Here is a 21,077-nt window from a genome sequence, read left to right as displayed (position 1 = left end):
GTCGCCGTGGGGCTCACTGCCGTACGACCGTGACACCCCAGCTCTCCAGGCGCTCCACGACCGCCTGGAGGTAGGGGGTGTCGTTCGAGAGCCGGTCGCCGGTCAGCGCCCGGTGGGCCACGTCGTAGTCGTGCCAGACCAGGGTGAAGGGCGGCACCGCGCCGAACCCGCCGTCCAGGCAGTCGCCGAGGGAGTGCCAGCACTGCCCGTAGTAGCCGCCCGGGCCGTTGACCGCCTCCCCGATCGCGCAGTGCAGGCCCTGCGCGTCGGTGACGAACCGGCCGTCGAGGTGGTACTCGCCGCCCCGCACATCGGCTCCGGCGGTCTTCCGGGTGAGCTGGAGCCACTCGCGTCTGAGGTTCCCCGTCAGCGGTGCCCACTCGTTGGGGGCGGCGGCGCGGTCGTCCCGCCACAGCCTCCACACCGACTCGAAGGCGGCGGGCGGACGGTCGCGGACGCGGGCGTCCACCGTCACGTCACACAGGTCCCCGCCGAGCGTCGACGGCTCGGCGCCGCGGACGCACAGACCGAGCCCGCGCTCGGCCATCACCCGGCCCGTCCGGTCCAGGGCCAGCAGCCTCGTCCCCACGTACCCGGTGCGCTCCGGCGCGAGCAACGGAGCGTCCGGCTCGCAGCCGACGAGACGCAGCTCGCCCCACCTGCGGTCCGGCCGGCGGGCGAAGAGCCTCGGTATCGCCGCACAGGACCCGTAGGACGCGTCGGCGTCCGCCGCGTTCGCCCTGTCCGCCGTGTCCGGGCCGAAGAGTTCGAAGTGCAACTGCTCCTGGCGGGACGCCGACAGATCGCCGAAGTCCCATTCCGGCGGCCGCACCCCGGCCTCCACGATCAGGTCGACCAGACCGGGCGCGTCCGGGCTGGGACGCTGCTGGAGGATCACGACGTCGACCAGGTCGTACGTCCAGTCGTACGCCCGGTCGCCCTTGAGACTGATCATGATCCACAGGTCGCCGACGCGGGTGCCCGCCGGTGCCGACACGGCGTCGCGCAGCGCGTCGAGCGGTGCGCACTCGTAGAGCACCAGCTCCTCGCGCGGGGGCGTCGGCGGGTCGGCGAACAGGCCCTCCACGTCGGAGCAGCGCACGAGAGGCGCGTGCGTGTCGTTCGTGGTGAGGACGTATCCCAGGGGCGTCCCGCGTCCCCAGCTCCAGCGCTCGCGCCACGGATCCATCCGGCCATTCAACCCCGGTGGCCCGCGGATCACGACCTGGTTTTCCCGCCTGCGGATCTCCTCCCGAAGATTTCCCGAAAGAGATCCGTCGAGCCTGTCGATCCCGGTGTCTCCCGATCGACGCAGGGGTGAGAGGCCGGGAACAGCCCGGGCCCACGACACGAGGAGGCGGGCACCATGCCGCGCTATCTCTCCCTGGTCCAGATCGACGAGTCCTCCGCCCCCGCCGAGGGCCCCAGCCCAGAGCTGATGCAGCGGATGGGGGAGCTGATCGAGGAGATGACGAAGGCCGGGGTGCTGCTGGACACCGCCGGGCTGACACCGACCGCGCAGGGCAACCGGGTGCGCTGGGAGGGCGGACAGCTGTCCGTCACGGACGGGCCGTTCACGGAGTCCAAGGAGGTGGTCGGCGGCTACGCGATCATCCAGGCCAAGGACCAGGCCGAGGCGATCGAGTGGACGAAGCGGTTCCTGAAGGTGCACGAGGAGCACTGGACGGTGACCTGCGAGGTGCGGCAGATCGCCGAGGGCTGACCGTTCCTTGGCGGCAGGCCTCCACGGGTGTCTGATGGTGGGCTGTGACACCACAGCCCACCGCCGACCCGCGCGGAGCCGTCGAGACCGTCTTCCGGATCGAGTCCCCCCGCATCATCGCGGGCGTCGCCCGTGTCGTCCGGGACGTCGGCATCGCCGAGGAGCTGGCGCAGGACGCCCTGGTCGCGGCCTTGGAGCAGTGGCCGCGCGACGGCGTCCCCGACAACCCCGGCGCCTGGCTCATGGCCACCGCCCGCCGCCGCGCCGTCGACCTCGTCCGGCGTCGGGAGAACTACGCCCGCAAGCTGGCCGAGATCGGCCGGGACCTGTCGGACGCGGCCCCGCCGGAGGAGCCCGCCGACCCGGACGACATCGACGACGACCTGCTCCGCCTGGTCTTCACCGCCTGTCACCCGGTCCTGTCGGCCGAGGCCCGCACGGCCCTCACCCTGCGGCTCCTGGGCGGCCTGACCACACCCGAGATCGCCCGCGCCTTCCTGGTACCGGAGTCGACGGTCGCCCAGCGCATCGTCCGGGCCAAGCGCACCCTGGCCGCCGGGAACATCGCCTTCGAGGTCCCCTACGGCCCCGACCGCGAGGCCCGCCTGGGCTCCGTCCTCGACGTCATCTACCTCATCCACAACGAGGGTTACGCCGCCACGGCCGGCGACGACTGGGTGCGCCCCGGCCTCTGCGAGGACGCCCTCCGGCTGGCCCGCGTGCTGTCCGGGCTGATGCCGAAGGAACCCGAAGTCCACGCCCTGACCGCGTTGTTGGAGTTCCAGACGTCCCGCACGGCCGCCCGCACCGGACCCGACGGCGAGCCCGTCCTGCTCAAGGACCAAAGCCGCAGCCGCTGGAACCGCATGCTCATCGCCCGCGGCATCACCGCCCTCGGCCGCGCCGACGCCACGTCCGCCGGCGCCCCGGGCCCCTACGCCCTCCAGGCCGCGATCGCCGCCTGCCACGCGACGGCCCACTCCTACGAGGAGACCGACTGGGCGAGCATCGCCACCCTCTACGGCCTGCTCGCCGCCCGCGCCCCCTCGCCGGTCGTCGAACTCAACCGGGCGGTCGCCGTGTCGATGGCCCGGGGTCCGAAGGCTGCACTGGACATCGTCGACGAGCTGCGCGCCGAACCGTCCCTGCGGGACTACCACCTGCTGCCGAGCGTGCGGGGCGACCTGCTGTCGAGGCTGGACCGCCCGGCGGAGGCCCGCGCCGAGTTCCTGCGGGCGGCGGAGCTCACCCGCAACGAGCGGGAGCGGGAACTGCTGCTGCGGCGGGCGCGCGAGGTGGGCGGTTCCTGATCAGACGGGGTGCCCGAGCAGCATGGTCGGCGCCCCCGCGACCCGGGTCAGGAACACCGTCGCCGAGTTCGGGCCGTGGGTCTTGGGCAGCGCCTTGCGCCGCAGCTCCTCCGGCTCGACCGCCGAGCCCCGCTTCTTCACGGTCAGGACACCGACCTCGCGCTCCCGCAGCAGGGCCCTCAGCTTCTTGACGTTGAAAGGGAGCCGGTCGGTGATCTCGTATGCGGAGGCGTACGGCGTCGGCCGCAGTTCGTCGGAGGTCACGTAGGCGATGGTCTCGTCGACGAGGCCGCCGTCCAGTTCCTCGGCGACCTCGGCGACCAGGTGGGCGCGGATGACGGCGCCGTCGGGCTCGTACAGGTACCGGCCGACGGAACGGACCCCGGGGTCGGGCAGACCCCGGCCGAGGAGCGTGCGCGGGCCGGGCAGCAGGGTCGCCCGTACGCCGCCCGGCGCCCCGGTGCCGAACCACAGGACGGCCTCCTTCACGTCCCCGCCGTCCGAGATCCACTCGGCCTCGGCCTCGGCGGGCACGGCCTCGTGCGGGATGCCGGGGGCGACCTTCAGGGCGGCGGCGCCGGACGACGTACGCGCGGCCCGGACGGCCCAGGAGAGCGGCGGGGAGTAGGCCTCGGGGTCGAAGATGCGGCCGCGGCCGCCACGGCGGGCCGGGTCGACGAACACGGCGTCGTAGGCGGCCGTGTCGACCTCGGTGACGTCGGCCTCCCGCACCTCGACGAGGCCGGTGAGCCCGAGCGCGGCGGCGTTGGCCCGCGCCACCGCCGCCGTCGCCGGGTCCCGGTCCACGGCGAGCACCCTGATACCGGCCCGGGCGAGCGCGATGGCGTCCCCGCCGATCCCGCAGCACAGGTCGGCCACGGAGGTCACGCCCAGCTCCTTCAGCCGCGCCGCCCGGTACGAGGCCACGCTCGCCCGGGTCGACTGCTCCACCCCGTTGGGCGTGAAGAACATCCGCCCGGCGTCCTCGGCCCCGAACTTCACCTCCGCCCGCCGGCGCAGTCTCGCCTGGCCGAGCGCCGCCGACACCAGTTCGGCCGGGTGCTCGCGGCGCAGCCGGGTGGCGACGGCGAGTTCGTCGGCGGGGGCGGTGTGGCGCACCGCGTCGAGGAGGGCGCGGCCCTCGGGGGTGAGGAGGGGAGCGAGGTCGTTCACCGGGTCATTGTGGGCCAGTCGGTGGATGGTGTGCCTCAGGCGGCGGTGTCGGCCCGGGTTCGCGAAAGCGTCCTGCGAGGATCCGGCACCATGCGGACAGTAGGACAAAATGACAAGAACCGGTCTCTTTCGGGAGTGCGAGGCGGCCTGGCCGTGCTCGCCGCCGTCGCGCTCGTCTCCGGCTGTACGCAGGGCGGCGACTCCGAGGTGCGCCCGGCCGCCGGTCAGCAGGCCGGCGAGAAGGCGCGGAAGGAGGCCCGGAAGGCGGAACCGGCCGCCGAACGGCGCGCCCAGCGCCGGGCCCTGGTCGCGGCGGCGAAGCGCTGGGGCCTGAAGAAGGTCCCGCTCACGCCTCCGCGCCCCCCTGCCGTCAAGCCGACGATCACCACCCGCGAGGGCTTCGAGGTGGACGGCCACGACAGCCTCCCGCCGGTCTTCACCACGGTCCCCACCCGCCAGAAGGTCGTCTTCCTCACCATCGACGACGGCGCCGAGAAGGACCCGGCGTTCCTGCGGATGATGAGCGAGCTGAAGATCCCGTACACCGCCTTCCTCAGCGACTACCTGGTCAAGGAGGACTACGGCTACTTCAGGAAGATGCAGGCCGGCGGGGTCACCCTGAACAACCACACCCTGCGCCACCCCTACCTGCCCGGACTGTCGTACGCCCGCCAGAAGCGCGAGATCTGCGGCATGCAGGACGTGATCGAGGAGCGCTACGGCAAACGCCCCACCCTCTTCCGCCCGCCCTTCGGCAACTACAACGAGGACACCCTGCGCGCCGCCAGGGCCTGCGGGATCAGGTACGCGCCCATCTGGAACGAAGAGGTCTTCGTCGACCGGTGGGAGTACCGCGAGTGGGACCGGAAGATCCGTCCCGGCGACATCGTCCTCAGCCACTTCCGGGGCCGGGAGGACTGGAAGGGCACCATGCCCGACATGGTCCGCCGCTTCCTGAACAAGATCACGGAGGAGGGATACGCCGTGGCCCGCCTGGAGGACTACCTGTGACACGGCAGGGCCTCCTGGCCGCCGCCCTCGCGGCCGTCCTCCTCACCGGCTGCGCCTGGTCCGGCGGCCCCCTCGCACGGCCCGGTGGCGAGGCGGCCGAGCGGACGGGGTCGTACGGCCCCGGCGGGGCGGGCGGGTCGTACGGCCCGGAGGGCGCGGGTGAGCGGCCGTACCGCCGCTGGGGGCTCGCGGCGCCGCTGACCCCGGCCCCGAAACCGGCCGCCAGGCCCTCCGCCCTGCGCCCGCCGGGGCCGGGCCGCCTGCCGGTTCTGGACCGCGTCCGCACCCCCGACCGGGTCGTCTTCCTCACCTACGACGACGGCGCCGAGAAGGATCCGCACTTCGTCGACCTGGTCCGTGAACTGCGGTTGCCGGTCACCATGTTCCTCACGGACAGCGTCGTCGGACCGGGGTACGGCCACTTCGCCCGCCTGCGGTCGGTCGGCGCGAGCATCCAGAACCACACCCTCGACCACCCGGCGCTGCGCGGCCTGCCGTACGCCGGCCAGCGTGCCGAGATCTGCGGCCAGCAGGACAAACTCCGCGCCCGCTTCGGCGTCCGCCCCCGCCTCTTCCGCCCGCCCTACGGCACGTACGACACCACCACGCTCCGGGCCGCCCGTGACTGCGGCCTCGCCGCGGTCGTCCTGTGGCGGGCGTCGGCGCGGGGCGGCGGGCTGACCTTCACGGAGGGGGAGCGCGGGCTGCGGGCGGGCGACATCGTCTCGGTGCCGTCGGGCGAGCCGGCCGGCCCCACCCTCACGGAACGCACGACGCGGCTGCTGCGGGAGATCCAGCGCGGCGGGCTCACCGTGGGACGTCTGGAGGACTATCTCTAGGGCCGTCCATCAGACCGTCCGACCGGCTGTCCGACCGGCTGTCCGACGGGCCGTCCGACAGGCCGTCCGACCGGCCCCGGAGCGAAAACCTCGGCGCCGCGCCGCACGGGATTGGCACTCCGCTTGACCGAGTGCTAATCGCAGTCATAGTCTCGGCCCTGGCACTCCCCCCTGGAGAGTGCCAACTAGCGACGGGCAGGTCCGGCACCCGCGACGACGGATCGACCTGGTCGCCACCTCAGACAGTCAACCCCGTGATCTCCGAAGGGGGAGGTCGGATCGTGACGACCACCAGCTCCAAGGTTGCCATCAAGCCGCTCGAGGACCGCATTGTGGTCCAGCCGCTCGACGCCGAGCAGACCACCGCCTCTGGCCTGGTCATCCCGGACACCGCCAAGGAGAAGCCCCAGGAGGGCGTCGTCCTGGCCGTCGGCCCGGGCCGCTTCGAGAACGGCGAGCGTCTTCCGCTCGACGTGAAGACCGGCGACATCGTGCTGTACAGCAAGTACGGCGGCACCGAGGTGAAGTACAACGGCGAGGAGTACCTCGTCCTCTCGGCTCGCGACGTGCTCGCGATCATCGAGAAGTAGTTCACCCGAAGCATCTGCTTTGAGCTGCGCCCCTGGCATCCCCGACCAATGACAAGCCGGGCGCCCGGGGCGCAGTTTCTTTTCACCTAGATTTCCGAGAGGGCTCACGCTCCATGGCGAAGATCCTGAAGTTCGACGAGGACGCCCGTCGCGCCCTCGAGCGCGGCGTCAACAAGCTTGCCGACACGGTCAAGGTGACGATCGGCCCCAAGGGCCGCAACGTCGTCATCGACAAGAAGTTCGGCGCTCCCACCATCACCAACGACGGCGTCACCATCGCCCGCGAGGTCGAGATCGAGGACCCGTACGAGAACCTCGGTGCCCAGCTGGTGAAGGAGGTGGCGACCAAGACCAACGACATCGCGGGTGACGGCACCACCACCGCCACCGTGCTCGCCCAGGCGCTCGTACGCGAGGGCCTGAAGAACGTCGCCGCGGGCGCCTCCCCGGCGCTGCTGAAGAAGGGCATCGACGCGGCCGTCGCCGCGGTCTCCGAGGAGCTCCTCGCGACCGCCCGGCCGATCGACGAGAAGTCCGACATCGCCGCCGTCGCCGGTCTGTCCGCCCAGGACACCCAGGTCGGCGAGCTCATCGCCGAGGCGATGGACAAGGTCGGCAAGGACGGTGTCATCACCGTCGAGGAGTCCAACACCTTCGGCCTGGAGCTGGACTTCACCGAGGGCATGGCCTTCGACAAGGGCTACCTGTCGCCGTACTTCGTGACGGACCAGGAGCGCATGGAGGCCGTCCTCGAGGACCCCTACATCCTCATCAACCAGGGCAAGATCTCCTCCATCCAGGACCTGCTGCCGCTGCTGGAGAAGGTCATCCAGGCGGGCGCCTCCAAGCCCCTGCTGATCATCGCCGAGGACGTCGAGGGCGAGGCCCTGTCGACCCTGGTCGTGAACAAGATCCGCGGCACCTTCAACGCGGTCGCGATCAAGGCCCCCGGCTTCGGTGACCGCCGCAAGGCGATGCTGCAGGACATGGCGGTCCTCACCGGCGCCACGGTCATCTCCGAGGAGGTCGGCCTCAAGCTCGACCAGGTCGGCCTCGAGGTGCTGGGCTCCGCCCGCCGCGTCACGGTCACCAAGGACGACACGACCGTCGTCGACGGCGCCGGCAACTCCGAGGACGTCGTGGGCCGCGTCAACCAGATCAAGGCCGAGATCGAGAACACGGACTCCGACTGGGACCGCGAGAAGCTCCAGGAGCGCCTCGCGAAGCTGGCCGGCGGCGTGTGCGTGATCAAGGTCGGCGCCGCCACCGAGGTGGAGCTCAAGGAGAAGAAGCACCGTCTGGAGGACGCCATCTCCGCGACCCGCGCCGCGGTCGAGGAGGGCATCGTCTCCGGTGGTGGCTCCGCGCTCGTCCACGCCGTGAAGGTCCTCGAGGGCAACCTCGGCAAGACCGGCGACGAGGCCACCGGTGTCGCGGTCGTCCGCAAGGCCGCCGTCGAGCCGCTGCGCTGGATCGCCGAGAACGCCGGCCTGGAGGGCTACGTCATCACCTCCAAGGTCGCCGAGCTCGACAAGGGCCAGGGCTTCAACGCCGCCACCGGCGAGTACGGCGACCTGGTCAAGCAGGGCGTCATCGACCCGGTCAAGGTCACCCGCTCCGCCCTGGAGAACGCCGCCTCCATCGCCTCCCTCCTCCTCACGACCGAGACCCTGGTCGTCGAGAAGAAGGAAGAGGAGGAGCCGGCCGCGGGCGGTCACGGCCACGGGCACTCCCACTGAGGCACGCGCCTGCCTGAAGAGGCACGCACGAAGAAGCCCCCGCTCCCTGTCAGGGAGCGGGGGCTTTCCCCTTCGCGGGTCACTGGCCGAGTACCCCCAGCTGCTCCATCAGCCCGGCCCGGTCGTACTGCCACCATCCCTCGCAGATCCGTCCCTCCCGGAACCGGTGCCAGGTCGTCCCGGTCATGGAGACCTGCTGCCCGGTGGACGCGATCCCCAGGAACTCGCCCGTCTGGCGCCCGCTCCACGTCCACCGCGTGCACACCCGGTCCCCCTCGGCGAGCTGGTCGTCCACCTGGAAGGAGAAGTCGAAGGACCGCCGCCACCCGTCGTACTCCGCACGGGCCCCACGCAGCCCGAGGTCCTCCGGGTTGGCGGGATCATGGTCCACGTAGTCGTCCGTGAACCGCTCGAACAGCTGCTCCGTCCGGGCCCGTCCGGCCTCCTCGAAGAACCCTCGCGCCACCACGCAGTTGAGCTGCTCGTCCCGCACCACGTCCAGATCGGTGAAGGTGGGCGTCTCGTCGCACAGGGCGACCATCTCCCGGAAGATCTTGTCCGTCTCCGGCAGACCGGAGTTGCGCATCGCCTCCTCGTACGACGCGAACTCCACGATCTCGACGAAGTGCGACGCGTCCGACCGGTCCTTGCCGATCAGACTGTGCGTCGCCGTCCGCTTGCCCTTGGTCTGCTCTACCCACGTGTCCATCAGCCGGTTCATCTCGTCGAACCGGCTGGTCCTGCAGTCGATGAGCTGCACGAATGTCATGACACCGCCTCCGGCCCCCCTGAGTCCGGTCGGACACCACCATCTTCCCACCATGCCGCTTCGGCGCCTCCCGTCCGTCCGGTACCAGGACGCCGGGCGCCGAGGGGAGCCGGTCAGGGCACCGGCGCGGCATGGGGGAATCCCACCTCCCCCTACTGCGGCCCGTACTTGCGCCCGGTCCGCGAGCTGATCCCGCCCAGCAGCCCTCGCGGCACCACCTTCACCATCCCCATCAGCGCCTTGTACCGGGGGTCCGGAATCGACACCGTCCTCCCGCGCGCCAGATCCCCCAGCGCCGCCGCCACCAGCTTGTCCGCGTCCAGCCACATCCAGCCGGGGATGTTGTCCGTCCCCATCCCGGCCCGCTCGTGGAACTCCGTACGGACGAACCCCGGGCACAGCGCCATCAGCCGAACGCCACTGCCCGCCAGGTCCTTCGCCGCGCCCTGCGTGAACTGCACGACCCACGCCTTGGACGCGCCGTACGTCCCGCGCGGCAGGAACGCGGCGACGGAGGCGACGTTGACCACACCGCCGCGCCCCCGCTCCCGCATCGCCTCCGCCGCCGCCGAGGTCAGCCGGAGCACCGCCTCGCAGTGCACCTTGAGCATCTTCAGCTCGTCGGCCATGGACACGTCCAGATAGCGGCCCTTGTTGCCGAAGCCGGCGTTGTTGACCAGCAGGTCGACGGGGTTCCTGCGGTCACCGATCCGGGCGGCCACCGATTCGATGCCGTCGTCCGTGGCGAGGTCGGCCGTGAGGACCTCCGCCTCGATGCCGTGCCGGTCGTGCAGTTCGGTGGCCTGTTCCCGCAGCCGCTTGGTGTCCCGGGCGACCAGGACGAGGTTGTGCCCGTCCGCCGCCAGCCGTCGCGCGAAGGCGGCGCCGATGCCCGCGGTGGAACCCGTGATGAGAGCCGTTGTCATGGCGCAAGGTTAATGACCCGGACCGCGTCCGTCCGCTCCCTGCACAGGGCCTCCTTACCCGGTGAGGCACTGGTGGACGGCGGCCCGGTGAGCCCTCGTCAGCCCCCGTGCTTCGCCACGTACTCCAGCGCCCACCGCCGTACCTCCGGGTGCAGTGCCTCACCCGCCGCCAACAGCCGCGGCTGCAGCTCGCGCTCGGTGGTGATCGCCCGGAACAACAGGGCCACCGTCACGTCGTGGTCGGGGCGGTGGACTATCTCCACGGGGTCCCCGGCACGGATCTCGCCCGGCTCGATCACCCGCAGATACGCGCCCGACGCCCCCTTCTGCGTGAAGCGCCGCACCCACCGCCGCTCACCCATGTGACCCTGGAAGGTGTAGCAGGGGATCCGCCCGCTGCTGACCTCCAGCACCACCTCGGAGCCGACGCGCCAGCGCTCGCCGACCAGCGCGCCGGAGACGTCGACGCCTTCGGTCGTGAGGTTCTCCCCGAAGACGCCGTTGGCCAGCGGGCGCGTCAGCTCCCGCTCCCAGTCGTCGAGGTCCTCGCGCGCCACCGCGTACACGGCCTGGTCGTCGCCGCCGTGGTGCCGCCTGTCGCACACCGTGTCCCCGGCCAGCCCGCTCCCCCCGGCCCCCTTCGGTCCGGGGGCGGCCACCCGCACCGCCCCGTCCACCGGTTGTTTGTCGATGCCGGTCAGGCCCTGAGGCTGGTCCGTGTACGCGACGGCCCGCGCGTGGCCCACATTCACCGAGAGAAGTCTCATGGCCGCACGCTAGGTGACCACACCCCAAAGCGTCGACGGGATATCGGGCGGGCTCCCCAAGGTCCGCTTATGCTCGACGAGTGATCGAGGCCCGTCATCTCCGCGTCCTGCGTGCCGTCGCCGCCACCGGATCCTTCTCCGCCGCCGGGCGCGAGCTGGGCTGCACCCAGCCCGCCGTCAGCCAGCAGATGAAGGCCCTGGAGTCGTCCGTCGGCACGCCCCTGCTCGTCCGCACCGGGCGCGAGATGCGCCTGACGCAGGCGGGCGAGGCGCTGGTGCGGCACGCGGCCGGGATCCTCGCCGGACTCACCGCGGCCGAGGAGGAGGTCGCCGCCATCGCGGGGCTGCGGGCCGGCCGGGTCCGGCTCGTCTCCTTTCCCAGCGGCAGCTCCACCCTCGTCCCCACCGCTCTCGCCGCCCTGCGCGCCGAGCACCCCGGCACCCGCGTCTCCCTTGAGGAGGCCGAACCGCCGCAGTCCGTCGGTCTGTTGCGCGAGGGCGACTGCGATGTGGCCCTCGCCTTCCGGTACGAGGGAGCGGCGGGCGCCGAGGAGTGGGACGACCTCGTCGTACGGCCCCTGCTCGGCGACCGGCTCGTCGCCCTCGTACCCGAACGGCACCGGCTCGCCCGCGCGCGGTCCGTCGCCATCGGCGAGCTCGCCGGCGAGCCGTGGATCGCGGGCTGCCCGCGCTGTCGCGGCCAGCTCGTCGAGGTGTGCGAGAGCGCCGGCTTCACCCCGCGCATCGACTTCGCCACCGACGACTATCCGGCGGTCGTGGGCCTGGTGGGTGCGGGACTGGGAGTCGCCGTCCTGCCCCAGCTCGCGATCGAGTCCGTACGCCCGCGGGGAGCGGCCACCGTGACGCTGGAACCGGCGGTCCGGCGGGAGATCGTCGCCCTGACGCTGCCCGATCTGGCCCAGGTGCCCGCGGTGGCGGCGACGCTGGAGCAGCTGGCACGCGCGGCGCAGGGGAAAAAGTAGGGGCACGCGTGCGCGTGCCCGTCTAGCAGAAACGTTCCTTCAGTTGTTCGAAGCGCCGTCCCCGACGGCCGCCGAAGCCGACACCAGCCGGTGGCGTGCCCGCCCCATGAGTTCCTCGCGCTCGTCTTCGGTCAGCCCGCCCCAGACGCCGTACGGCTCTCTGACCGCCAGCGCGTGCGCCGCACACTGCGCCCGCACCGGGCACCTCATGCAGACCTCCTTGGCCGAGTTCTCGCGAGCACTCCTGGCCGCGCCGCGCTCCCCCTCCGGATGGAAGAAGAGCGAGCTGTCCACCCCTCGACAGGCGGCCAGAAGCTGCCAGTCCCACAGGTCCGCGTTCGGTCCGGGAAGGCGGGAGAAATCTGCCATTGCGTGACCCCTTGTAGCCGTTCTGGGCGGATACGGTGTCCACGACCGTACATCTACGATCTAAGGAGATGAAAATATGACTCATTGCGAATCTAGCCTCAGACACCAGGAAATGGGAAGAAAAGGGTCTGAATGGGGCACGGGTTGTGATGAAACGTTGTGGGTACGCCGCGCATGTCTGCACCGTGTCCGCGCCCTCACGTAGAGTGCCGAAGATGGCACACGGCCCCGTAACTCTTTCGAGTGACCGTCGTTGAGAGTGCGGAGGCGGTTGAAGCAACAAGGGCTCGGGCAGGCGTCCGAGACGGTCGACCGCACAGGTGACGATTTCGTACCAGCCTGGAGGCTCAAGGTGACGTGCATCAGCTGCGGAGGGCGGCCATGACATCCGTCCTCGTCTGCGACGACTCCCCGCTTGCCCGAGAGGCGCTCCGCCGCGCGGTCGCGACCGTGCCCGGCGTCGAGCGCGTGACGACGGCGGCCAACGGCGAGGAAGTCCTCCGCCGCTGGGGTGCCGACCGCTCGGACCTCATTCTGATGGACGTACGCATGCCCGGTCTGGGCGGCGTCGAGACCGTCCGCCGGCTGCTGTCCGCCGACCCCGGTGCGCGCATCATCATGCTCACCGTCGCCGAGGACCTCGACGGCGTGGCCCTCGCGGTCGCCGCCGGTGCCCGTGGCTACCTGCACAAGGACGCCTCGCGCGCCGAGTTGCGCGCCACGGTCACGCAGGCCCTCGCCGACCCGACCTGGCGACTGGCCCCGCGCCGGCTGCGCTCCGCCGAGATGGGCGCTGCGCCCACGCTCACCGCGCGCGAGATCCAGGTCCTCGAAGGGATGAGCCACGGCCGCTCGAACGCCGAGATCGGCCGTGAGCTGTTCCTCTCCGAGGACACCGTCAAGACGCACGCCCGGCGGCTGTTCAAGAAGCTCGGCGCCTCGGACCGCGCGCACGCCGTGGCGCTCGGTTTCCGCTGGGGCCTGGTGCGCTAGGCCCCTCGCGTGGGTTGTAGCGGGGGTACGGAAATCCCCGCCCGCCGCTCGGTGGGCGGGGGTGGCAGAGGGGCCGGCCGGGCGCCCGATGCTCGTTTCGCCGCGGATGCCGCATCCTTGAGGTGTGGAGTTCCTCGGGGACGATTCGGTCGAGCGGAAGGGGAGGGCGCAGGGGATGAGTGCCGGCGCACCTGCTCATAACGCTTCAGTGCACAACGACCAGCGCGATGCCACGGAACGGACGCGGTCAAGGCACCATGGACCGATGCGCGACGACGAGGCGGGCACTGCCCCAGGGGCGATCGGTGCGCTCGTCCACCGCGCCGTCGACGGGGACGAGCAGGCCACGCACGACCTGCTCGCCCATGTCCACCCCCTGGCGCTGCGCTACTGCCGCACCCGTCTGTCCCGTCTCCCGGGCGATGCCCGGCACTTCGTCGAGGACCTCGCCCAGGAGGTCTGCGTGGCGGTCCTCCTCGCCCTGCCGCGCTACCGGGACACCGGCCGGCCCTTCGAGGCGTTCGTCTTCGCCATCGCCGCCCACAAGGTCGCCGACCTGCAACGGGCCGCGATGCGCCACCCCGGCTCGACGGCCGTCCCCTCGGACGAGATGCCCGAGCGGCCGGACGACTCGCTCGGCCCGGAGGAGCGGGCGCTGCTCAGCAGCGACGCCGAATGGGCCAAGAAACTGCTGGCCAACCTCCCCGAGAACCAGCGGGAGCTGCTGCTGCTGCGGATCGCCGTGGGCCTCACCGCGGAGGAGACCGGCCAGATGTTGGGAATGTCACCCGGCGCGGTCCGGGTGGCCCAGCACCGGGCGCTGAGCAGGCTGCGGGCACTGGCGGAGCAGTAGCCACTCCCCGTGCCCCGTCTGCGGATGAACGGGCGTTCGCCGGATTCCGTACGAACATACGAAGCCCGCGGTCACGCGGAACCGTGGAATTCGGGAGCCGCGCTTCCCGTTAGCATGGACATCCGCACCGATCAAGGCCATTTGGGGAAGGTGTCATGACTGCCAACGTCGACGGAGTGCCCGGAAAATTCGCGACGCTCGGGCTCACCTACGACGACGTGCTGCTGCTGCCGGGCCCGTCGGACATGGCTCCCGACGAGATCGACACCGCCTCGTACGTCTCCAAGAACGTGCGGGTGAACATCCCGCTCCTGTCCGCCGCCATGGACAAGGTCACCGAGTCGCGCATGGCGATCGCGATGGCCCGCCAGGGCGGCGTCGGTGTACTGCACCGCAACCTCTCCATCGAGGACCAGGCCAACCAGGTCGACCTGGTGAAGCGCTCCGAGTCCGGCATGGTGGCCGACCCGATCACCGTCCACCCGGACGCCACGCTCGCCGAGGCCGACGCCCTGTGCGCCAAGTTCCGCATCAGCGGGGTGCCGGTCACCGACCCCGGCAAGAAGCTGCTCGGCATCGTCACCAACCGCGACATGGCCTTCGAGACGGACCGCTCCCGCCGGGTGCGCGAGGTCATGACGCCGATGCCGCTGGTCACCGGCAAGGTCGGCATCTCCGGCGTCGAGGCCATGGAGCTGCTGCGCAAGCACAAGATCGAGAAGCTTCCGCTGGTCGACGACGCCGGTGTCCTCAAGGGCCTGATCACGGTCAAGGACTTCGTCAAGGCGGAGAAGTACCCGCACGCCGCGAAGGACGCCGAGGGCCGTCTCCTCGTCGGTGCCGCGGTCGGCGTGGCCGGTGACGCCTTCGAGCGCGCCCAGGCCCTGATCGAGGCGGGCGTCGACTTCATCGTCGTCGACACCGCGCACGGCCACTCCCGGCTGGTCGGCGACATGGTCGCCAAGATCAAGTCGAACTCGACCGGCGTCGACGTCATCGGCGGCAACATCGCCACCAAGGACGGCGCCCAGTCCCTCATCGACGCCGGCGTGGACGGCATCAAGGTCGGTGTCGGTCCCGGCTCCATCTGTACGACCCGGGTCGTCGCCGGTATCGGCGTCCCGCAGGTCACCGCCATCTACGAGGCGTCCCTCGCCGCCAAGGCGGCCGGTATCCCGGTCATCGGCGACGGCGGCCTCCAGTACTCCGGCGACATCGCCAAGGCGCTGGTCGCGGGCGCCGACACCGTGATGCTGGGCTCGCTGCTCGCGGGCTGCGAGGAGTCCCCGGGCGAGCTGATGTTCATCAACGGCAAGCAGTTCAAGTCGTACCGCGGCATGGGCTCCCTCGGCGCCATGCAGACCCGCGGCGACCGCAAGTCCTTCTCCAAGGACCGCTACTTCCAGGAGGGCGTCGCCTCCGACGAGCAGCTGGTCCCCGAGGGCATCGAGGGCCAGGTGCCCTACCGCGGCCCGCTCTCCTCGGTCGTCCACCAGCTGGTCGGCGGCCTGCGCCAGTCGATGTTCTACGTCGGCGGCCGCACCGTGCCGGACCTCCAGGACAACGGCCGCTTCGTCCGGATCACGTCGGCGGGCCTCAAGGAGAGCCACCCGCACGACATCCAGATGACCGTCGAGGCGCCGAACTACAGCCGCAGCAAGTGACCCCCACGCGCGCGTGAGACGTACCGAGGGCGGTCCCGGAGCATCCGGGGCCGCCCTCGTCGTGCCCGTCGGCGATACTGGAAGACGCTGAAACGCATCAGGGAAAGGCCACACACGTGACTGAGATCGAGATCGGGCGCGGCAAGCGCGGCCGCCGGGCGTACGCCTTCGACGACATCGCCGTCGTCCCCAGCCGCCGTACGCGGGACCCGAAGGAGGTCTCGATCGCCTGGCAGATCGACGCCTACCGTTTCGAGCTGCCCTTCCTGGCCGCCCCCATGGACTCGGTCGTCTCCCCGGCCACCGCGATCCGTATCGGTGAGCTCGGCGGCCTCGGCGTGCTGAACCTCGAGGGCCTGTGGACACGGCACGAGGACCCGCAGCCGCTGCTGGACGAGATCGCCGAGCTGGACGCGGACAACGCGACCCGCCGCCTCCAGGAGATCTACGCCGCTCCCATCAAGGAGGAGCTGATCGGGCAGCGCCTCAAGGAGGTGCGCGACTCGGGCGTGGTCACCGCTGCCGCGCTGTCCCCGCAGCGCACCGCCGAGTTCTCCAAGGTGGTCGTGGACGCGGGCGTGGACATCTTCGTCATCCGCGGTACGACGGTCTCCGCGGAGCACGTCTCCGGCTCGCACGAGCCGCTGAACCTGAAGCAGTTCATCTACGAGCTCGACGTCCCGGTGATCGTCGGCGGCTGCGCCACGTACACCGCGGCCCTGCACCTGATGCGCACCGGCGCGGCCGGCGTCCTGGTCGGCTTCGGCGGCGGCGCCGCCCACACCACGCGCAACGTGCTGGGCATCCAGGTCCCGATGGCCACGGCGGTCGCGGACGTGGCGGCCGCCCGCCGCGACTACATGGACGAGTCCGGCGGCCGGTACGTGCACGTGATCGCCGACGGCGGTGTCGGCTGGTCCGGCGACCTGCCCAAGGCGATCGCCTGCGGCGCCGACGCGGTGATGATGGGCTCCCCGCTGGCCCGCGCCACGGACGCGCCCGGCAGGGGTCACCACTGGGGCATGGAGGCGGTGAACGAGGAGCTGCCGCGCGGCAAGAAGGTCGACCTCGGCACGGTCGGCACCATCGAGGAGGTCCTCACCGGCCCGTCCCACACGCCGGACGGCTCGATGAACTTCTTCGGGGCGCTGCGGCGGGCGATGGCGACCACCGGCTACAGCGAGCTGAAGGAGTTCCAGCGCGTCGAGGTGACGGTGGCGGACTCGGTGCACCGCCGGTAGTCCGTACGACGTGGAAGGGGCCGCCCACCGTGAGGTGAGCGGCCCCTTTCGGTGCCTCGTCCTACGCGGCGGACTTCTTGGCGGCGGAGAACGCCGCGAACCCGCCGATGCCGAGGAACAGGAAGGTCATGACGTCGGCCTCCTCGCTCCAGACCTCCGTCACCAGGTCGAAGTAGTCCGTGAGGATGGTCGTCACCGTCATGCCGCTCTCGTCGGCTGCGATCATCGCGATGCCGAGCAGCTGGCCGGCGTACACCGCGCCCAGGGACAGGAGCGCGCTCACCACCGGCAGCACCGGGCTGGAGCCGCCCAGCTTTCCGGCTGCGAAGCCGATGAGGAAGCCGACGCCGACGGCCGCGTAGCCGATCTCGTACTCGGTGGCACCGACGATGGCGCCGTAGACACCGGCGGTGACCAGGGCGACGACGATCGCGACGGCCAGGCCGACGGCCATGCCGCCGATGCCCGTGTTGCCGCGGGCCGGGGCGGGCGGCGCCGGGGCGAACGCGCCCGCGGGCGGCGGCACGGTGCCGGGCTGCTGGGCGTAGGGGTTGCCGCCGGTGGGCTGGGGCGCGGCGTCGGGCTGCTGGGCGTACGGGTTGCCGTCGGCGGGCTGCGGCGGCGGTGCTGACTGGGTCATGACAGAGATCCCCCCATGTCCCTCGCGGGACGATGAACAAGCGGTGTGGTGCGCACGACGTGCGACGGGACTCGCGCACAGGTGTGCGACGAGTCGCCGAAGGTTAGCAGGCGCCCCCGTCCGGGCCACCAGTGAATTCGCGCTCGGTTTTCCCGCGCCCAACGCGCTGGACGCGGCGGACGCGCCGCTCACTCGCCGTCAGAGCCGGTGGGCCGCCCCCGTAGGCGTGGCCCCTCGCGTGTCCAGCAGCAGCTGGGCCTTCACCGACAGGCCCTGGAGGTCGTACGTGCGGTGCTGCTGGAGGAGGATCGTCAGGTCGGCGTGGGCGGCGGCCTCGTAGAGGGAGTCGGCGCGGGGGACCGGGCGGTCCAGTACGGTCCAGGCCGGGATGTGCGGGTCGTGGTAGCTGACGGAGGCGCCGAGCTCCATGAGGCGGATCGCGATCTCCTGGGCGGGGGTGGCCTGCTGGTCGGCGAGGTCGGGCTTGTAGGTGACGCCGAGGAGGAGGACGCGGGCCCCGCGTGCGGACTTGCCGTGCTCGTTGAGGAGGGCGGCGGCGCGCTGGATGACGTAACGCGGCATCTGGTGGTTGACCTGCTGGGCGAGTTCGACCATGCGCAGGGTGCGGCCGGCATGGCCGGTCAGGTCCTGCGGGACGGCGTGGCCGCCGACGCCGGGGCCGGGGCGGAAGGCCTGGAAGCCGAACGGCTTGGTCTCCGCGCAGCGGATGACGTCCCAGAGGTCGACGCCCAAGTCGTTGCACAGGACGGCCATCTCGTTGACCAGGGCGATGTTGACGTGCCGGTAGTTGGTCTCCAGGAGCTGCACGGTCTCCGCTTCGCGTGGTCCACGCGCGCGTACCACCTTGTCGGTGAGACGGCCGTAGAACGCGGCGGCGGACTCGGTGCAGGCAGGGGTGAGACCGCCGATCACCTTGGGGGTGTTGGCGGGGGTGAAGTCGCGGTTGCCTGGGTCGACACGGCTGGGGGAGTAGGCGAGGTGGAAGTCGCGTCCCGCGCGAAGGCCCGAGGCCCGTTCGAGGAGCGGGCGCAGGAAGTCCTCGGTGGTGCCCGGCTGGACGGGCGACTCCAGGATGACCGTGGTGTGCGGGCGCAGGTGTGCCCCCAGGGTGCGGGCGGCCGTCTCCACCTGGGCGAGGTCGAGCCCGCCGTCCGCGTCCCTCGGGGTCGGGGCGCAGATGACCGCGGTGCGCACCCGGCCGAGCTCGGCCGGGGAGGTGGCCGGCCGGAAGCCTCCCGAGAGCATCCGGCGCAGTTCGGCGGGGCTGAGGGAGCCGGCCTCGGGGCCGGTGCGGTAGCCGAGCGTGGGGATGCCGGCGACGACGGCGGCCTGGGCCAGGGGCAGTCCGTAGGGGCCGAGTCCGATGACGGCGAGATCTGCGGGCATGGCGAGGACCGTCCTTCCCAATAGCCGAAGCGGGGCAGGTGCGCAAGCCCTGTGGACAGGATGGGCGAGCGCAATGTCAGACTAGGAGTAAATATGACCGATATGTGGGATTGATTCCGTGTGTCTTCCTGTAGGTCCGTGAGGGTTGTTCCGCCGGTCCGTGAAAGTTGTCCACAGGCTGGGGCTCGTGGTGGCTGAACTTGGGCAAGCCGGTCAGAATTTGGGCATGGGGGATACGGACCGGGCCACTCCTCAGGGGTGAGACCGGCACGACCTACAGCGGGAGGCAGCGGTGAGGACAGCGACACTCGGACCGGCGCAGCGCGCCGAGTCACTCGCATCAATGGCCGAGCGCGAACTGGACGTGCTGGTGGTGGGGGCGGGCGTGGTCGGTGCGGGCACCGCGCTCGACGCCGTCACCCGGGGCCTGTCCGTGGGCCTGGTCGAGGCGCGTGACTGGGCGTCGGGCACGTCGAGCAGGTCCAGCAAGCTCGTCCACGGCGGTCTGCGCTATCTGGAGATGCTCGACTTCGCACTGGTCCGGGAGGCGCTGAAGGAGCGCGGCCTGCTGCTGGAGCGGCTCGCGCCGCACCTGGTGAAGCCGGTGGCCTTCCTGTACCCGCTCCAGCACAGGGCCTGGGAGCGGATGTACGCCGGCTCGGGCGTCGCCCTCTACGACGCCATGTCAATGGCGCGAGGGCACGGCCGGGGACTGCCCATGCACCGGCACCTGAGCCGTCGTCAAGCACTGCGGGTCGCTCCCGCGTTGAAGAAGGACGCGCTGGTCGGGGCGTTGCAGTACTACGACGCGCAGATGGACGACGCCCGCTTCGTGGCCACCTTGGTGCGCACGGCGGCGGCGTACGGCGCGAAGGTCGCCAACCGCGCGCGCGTGACCGGGTTCCTGCGCGAGGGCGAGCGCGTGGTCGGGGCCCGGGTGCAGGACGTCGAAGGGGGAGGGGAGTACGAGGTCCGCGCCAAGCAGATCGTGAACGCGACGGGTGTGTGGACCGACGACACCCAGGCCATGGTGGGGGAGCGCGGGCAGTTCCACGTCCGGGCCTCCAAGGGCATCCATTTGGTCGTGCCCAAGGACCGCATCACCTCCTCGTCCGGCCTGATCCTGCGCACCGAGAAGTCCGTCCTGTTCGTCATCCCGTGGGGACGCCACTGGATCATCGGCACGACGGACACCGACTGGGACCTCGACAAGGCGCACCCGGCCGCGTCCAGCGCCGACATCGACTACCTCCTCGAGCATGTGAACTCGGTGCTCTCGGTGCCGCTGACCAGGGACGACGTCCAGGGCGTCTACGCGGGCCTGAGGCCGTTGCTGGCCGGTGAGTCGGACGCCACCAGCAAGCTGTCGCGGGAGCACACCGTGGCGCATCCGGCGCCCGGCCTCGTCGTGGTCGCCGGCGGCAAGTACACGACCTACCGGGTCATGGCCAAGGACGCCGTGGACGAGGCGGTGCACGGCCTCGACCTACGGGTCGCCGAGTGCGTGACGGAGGACGTGCCGCTGCTGGGCGCCGAGGGCTACCGGGCGCTGTGGAACGCGCGAGCGCGGATCGCGGCCCGGACCGGGCTCCACGTGGTGCGTGTGGAGCACCTGCTGAATCGATACGGCGCGATGGCCGAGGAGGTCCTCGACCTCATCGCCTCGGACACCTCCCTGGGCGACCCCCTCCAGGGAGCCGACGACTATCTGCGCGCCGAGGTCGTGTACGCCGCCTCGCACGAGGGTGCGCGGCACCTCGACGACGTGCTGACCCGGCGCACCCGTATCTCCATCGAGACCTTCGACCGGGGCACCCGCTGCGCCCGCGAGGCGGCCGAACTGATGGCGCCGGTGCTCGGCTGGGACAAGGGCCACATCGAGCGGGAGGTCGAGCACTACGAGAAGCGGGTGGAGGCGGAGCGGGAGTCGCAGCGCCAGCCGGACGATCTGACGGCGGACGCGGCGCGGTTGGGGGCGCCGGACATCGTGCCGTTGTGAGGCGTGGGTCGGCGGCGGACAGTGAGCAGCGAGTGGGCGGCGGTCTGCGGGCAGCCCGTTGGTGGACAGCCGCCGAACGTC

Annotated in this window: 20 protein-coding genes; 12 read left to right on the top strand and 8 right to left on the bottom strand. The window is 71.3% G+C overall.

Translation table 11 applies throughout. From position 1 onward, the window contains the following. Positions 1 to 13 precede the first annotated feature (13 nt). Positions 14 to 1,189 (bottom strand): barstar family protein, encoded by a 1,176-nt coding sequence (locus AQJ84_RS44435; protein WP_051870297.1) that lies wholly within the window; start codon positions 1,187 to 1,189, stop codon positions 14 to 16. A 177-nt stretch (positions 1,190 to 1,366) separates the two neighbouring features. Between AQJ84_RS44435 and AQJ84_RS31090 the strand changes: the two genes are divergently transcribed. Together AQJ84_RS31090 and AQJ84_RS31085 are read left to right on the top strand one after the other, a co-directional pair. Continuing rightward, on the top strand, positions 1,367 to 1,723 hold the full coding sequence (locus AQJ84_RS31090; protein WP_030045245.1) for a YciI family protein: 357 nt from the start codon (positions 1,367 to 1,369) through the stop codon (positions 1,721 to 1,723). A 44-nt stretch (positions 1,724 to 1,767) separates the two neighbouring features. Continuing rightward, positions 1,768 to 3,033, top strand: coding sequence for an RNA polymerase sigma factor (locus tag AQJ84_RS31085; protein ID WP_030045244.1), 1,266 nt, complete (start codon positions 1,768 to 1,770; stop codon positions 3,031 to 3,033). On the opposite strand, the gene AQJ84_RS31080 is transcribed toward AQJ84_RS31085, so the two are convergent. Further along, positions 3,034 to 4,206, bottom strand: coding sequence for a THUMP-like domain-containing protein (locus tag AQJ84_RS31080; RefSeq protein WP_053192627.1), 1,173 nt, complete (start codon positions 4,204 to 4,206; stop codon positions 3,034 to 3,036). It abuts the gene before it with no gap. 90 nt (positions 4,207 to 4,296) lie between these two features. On the opposite strand from AQJ84_RS31080, the gene AQJ84_RS31075 reads away from it, so the two are divergent. The 4 genes from AQJ84_RS31075 (at position 4,297) to groL (ending at position 8,385) form a co-directional block, all read left to right on the top strand. Continuing rightward, positions 4,297 to 5,217 carry a polysaccharide deacetylase family protein gene (locus tag AQJ84_RS31075; protein WP_078632446.1) on the top strand — a complete coding sequence of 307 codons (921 nt, stop codon included), beginning with the start codon at positions 4,297 to 4,299 and terminating at the stop codon, positions 5,215 to 5,217. Continuing rightward, on the top strand, positions 5,214 to 6,056 hold the full coding sequence (locus AQJ84_RS31070) for a polysaccharide deacetylase family protein (RefSeq protein WP_030045240.1): 843 nt from the start codon (positions 5,214 to 5,216) through the stop codon (positions 6,054 to 6,056). The genes AQJ84_RS31075 and AQJ84_RS31070 overlap by 4 nt, the downstream gene beginning before the upstream one ends. Before the next feature lie 281 nt (positions 6,057 to 6,337). Next, a complete protein-coding gene (gene groES / locus AQJ84_RS31065) occupies positions 6,338 to 6,646 on the top strand; it encodes a co-chaperone GroES (RefSeq protein WP_003998759.1) in 309 nt (102 codons plus the stop codon). Positions 6,647 to 6,759: 113 nt separating this feature from the next. Further along, entirely contained in the window at positions 6,760 to 8,385 is a 1,626-nt protein-coding gene (gene groL, locus AQJ84_RS31060) for a chaperonin GroEL (RefSeq protein WP_053192629.1), read from the top strand. Positions 8,386 to 8,464: 79 nt separating this feature from the next. Here the strand turns inward: groL and AQJ84_RS31055 are convergent, their stop codons facing one another. The 3 genes from AQJ84_RS31055 to AQJ84_RS31045 form a co-directional block, all read right to left on the bottom strand. Continuing rightward, on the bottom strand, positions 8,465 to 9,154 hold the full coding sequence (locus AQJ84_RS31055; RefSeq protein WP_030045237.1) for an ester cyclase: 690 nt from the start codon (positions 9,152 to 9,154) through the stop codon (positions 8,465 to 8,467). A 152-nt stretch (positions 9,155 to 9,306) separates the two neighbouring features. Beyond that, complete coding sequence (locus AQJ84_RS31050) at positions 9,307 to 10,080, bottom strand: SDR family NAD(P)-dependent oxidoreductase (protein ID WP_030045236.1); 774 nt, start codon at positions 10,078 to 10,080, stop codon at positions 9,307 to 9,309. A gap of 98 nt (positions 10,081 to 10,178) precedes the next feature. Further along, positions 10,179 to 10,847, bottom strand: a complete 669-nt coding sequence (locus AQJ84_RS31045; protein WP_053192631.1) for an MOSC domain-containing protein — start codon at positions 10,845 to 10,847, stop codon at positions 10,179 to 10,181. Positions 10,848 to 10,927: 80 nt separating this feature from the next. On the opposite strand from AQJ84_RS31045, the gene AQJ84_RS31040 reads away from it, so the two are divergent. After that, a complete protein-coding gene (locus AQJ84_RS31040; RefSeq protein ID WP_053192633.1) occupies positions 10,928 to 11,830 on the top strand; it encodes a LysR family transcriptional regulator in 903 nt (300 codons plus the stop codon). 39 nt (positions 11,831 to 11,869) lie between these two features. Here AQJ84_RS31040 and AQJ84_RS31035 read toward each other — a convergent pair whose 3' ends face one another. After that, positions 11,870 to 12,199, bottom strand: coding sequence for a WhiB family transcriptional regulator (locus tag AQJ84_RS31035; protein ID WP_030045232.1), 330 nt, complete (start codon positions 12,197 to 12,199; stop codon positions 11,870 to 11,872). 381 nt (positions 12,200 to 12,580) lie between these two features. Between AQJ84_RS31035 and AQJ84_RS31030 the strand changes: the two genes are divergently transcribed. From AQJ84_RS31030 to AQJ84_RS31015, 4 genes are all read left to right on the top strand, one after another. Then, on the top strand, positions 12,581 to 13,192 hold the full coding sequence (locus AQJ84_RS31030; RefSeq protein ID WP_003948568.1) for a response regulator transcription factor: 612 nt from the start codon (positions 12,581 to 12,583) through the stop codon (positions 13,190 to 13,192). Between the two features lie 265 nt (positions 13,193 to 13,457). Then, positions 13,458 to 14,045 (top strand): sigma-70 family RNA polymerase sigma factor, encoded by a 588-nt coding sequence (locus tag AQJ84_RS31025; RefSeq protein ID WP_030045231.1) that lies wholly within the window; start codon positions 13,458 to 13,460, stop codon positions 14,043 to 14,045. A 155-nt stretch (positions 14,046 to 14,200) separates the two neighbouring features. Next, positions 14,201 to 15,709 carry an IMP dehydrogenase gene (gene guaB / locus AQJ84_RS31020; protein WP_053192635.1) on the top strand — a complete coding sequence of 503 codons (1,509 nt, stop codon included), beginning with the start codon at positions 14,201 to 14,203 and terminating at the stop codon, positions 15,707 to 15,709. A gap of 116 nt (positions 15,710 to 15,825) precedes the next feature. Further along, complete coding sequence (locus AQJ84_RS31015) at positions 15,826 to 16,950, top strand: GuaB3 family IMP dehydrogenase-related protein (RefSeq protein ID WP_053192637.1); 1,125 nt, start codon at positions 15,826 to 15,828, stop codon at positions 16,948 to 16,950. A 61-nt stretch (positions 16,951 to 17,011) separates the two neighbouring features. Here AQJ84_RS31015 and AQJ84_RS31010 read toward each other — a convergent pair whose 3' ends face one another. Beyond that, positions 17,012 to 17,590, bottom strand: a complete 579-nt coding sequence (locus AQJ84_RS31010) for a hypothetical protein (RefSeq protein WP_030045228.1) — start codon at positions 17,588 to 17,590, stop codon at positions 17,012 to 17,014. A gap of 198 nt (positions 17,591 to 17,788) precedes the next feature. Beyond that, positions 17,789 to 18,997 carry a nucleotide sugar dehydrogenase gene (locus tag AQJ84_RS31005; RefSeq protein WP_030045227.1) on the bottom strand — a complete coding sequence of 403 codons (1,209 nt, stop codon included), beginning with the start codon at positions 18,995 to 18,997 and terminating at the stop codon, positions 17,789 to 17,791. Between the two features lie 292 nt (positions 18,998 to 19,289). Between AQJ84_RS31005 and AQJ84_RS31000 the strand changes: the two genes are divergently transcribed. After that, positions 19,290 to 20,996, top strand: coding sequence for a glycerol-3-phosphate dehydrogenase/oxidase (locus tag AQJ84_RS31000; RefSeq protein ID WP_030045226.1), 1,707 nt, complete (start codon positions 19,290 to 19,292; stop codon positions 20,994 to 20,996). Positions 20,997 to 21,077: the final 81 nt, after the last annotated feature.

This window comes from Streptomyces resistomycificus, from assembly GCF_001514265.1.
GTDB classification, from domain to species: Bacteria; Actinomycetota; Actinomycetes; order Streptomycetales; family Streptomycetaceae; genus Streptomyces; species Streptomyces resistomycificus.
The sequence above is the reverse complement of the archived record's forward strand: the minus strand, read 5'-3'. Positions and strand labels throughout refer to the sequence as shown.

Bases quoted from the DNA above. Each gene is read 5' to 3' on its own strand.
- AQJ84_RS44435 (WP_051870297.1), bottom strand. From the start codon at position 1,189: ATGGATCCGTGGCGCGAGCGCTGGAGCTGGGGACGCGGGACGCCCCTG.
- AQJ84_RS31090 (WP_030045245.1), top strand. From the start codon at position 1,367: ATGCCGCGCTATCTCTCCCTGGTCCAGATCGACGAGTCCTCCGCCCCC.
- AQJ84_RS31075 (WP_078632446.1), top strand. From the start codon at position 4,297: ATGCGGACAGTAGGACAAAATGACAAGAACCGGTCTCTTTCGGGAGTG.
- groL (WP_053192629.1), top strand. From the start codon at position 6,760: ATGGCGAAGATCCTGAAGTTCGACGAGGACGCCCGTCGCGCCCTCGAG.
- AQJ84_RS31055 (WP_030045237.1), bottom strand. From the start codon at position 9,154: ATGACATTCGTGCAGCTCATCGACTGCAGGACCAGCCGGTTCGACGAG.
- AQJ84_RS31050 (WP_030045236.1), bottom strand. From the start codon at position 10,080: ATGACAACGGCTCTCATCACGGGTTCCACCGCGGGCATCGGCGCCGCC.
- AQJ84_RS31045 (WP_053192631.1), bottom strand. From the start codon at position 10,847: ATGAGACTTCTCTCGGTGAATGTGGGCCACGCGCGGGCCGTCGCGTAC.
- AQJ84_RS31035 (WP_030045232.1), bottom strand. From the start codon at position 12,199: ATGGCAGATTTCTCCCGCCTTCCCGGACCGAACGCGGACCTGTGGGAC.
- AQJ84_RS31030 (WP_003948568.1), top strand. From the start codon at position 12,581: ATGACATCCGTCCTCGTCTGCGACGACTCCCCGCTTGCCCGAGAGGCG.
- AQJ84_RS31025 (WP_030045231.1), top strand. From the start codon at position 13,458: ATGCGCGACGACGAGGCGGGCACTGCCCCAGGGGCGATCGGTGCGCTC.
- guaB (WP_053192635.1), top strand. From the start codon at position 14,201: ATGACTGCCAACGTCGACGGAGTGCCCGGAAAATTCGCGACGCTCGGG.
- AQJ84_RS31010 (WP_030045228.1), bottom strand. From the start codon at position 17,590: ATGACCCAGTCAGCACCGCCGCCGCAGCCCGCCGACGGCAACCCGTAC.
- AQJ84_RS31005 (WP_030045227.1), bottom strand. From the start codon at position 18,997: ATGCCCGCAGATCTCGCCGTCATCGGACTCGGCCCCTACGGACTGCCC.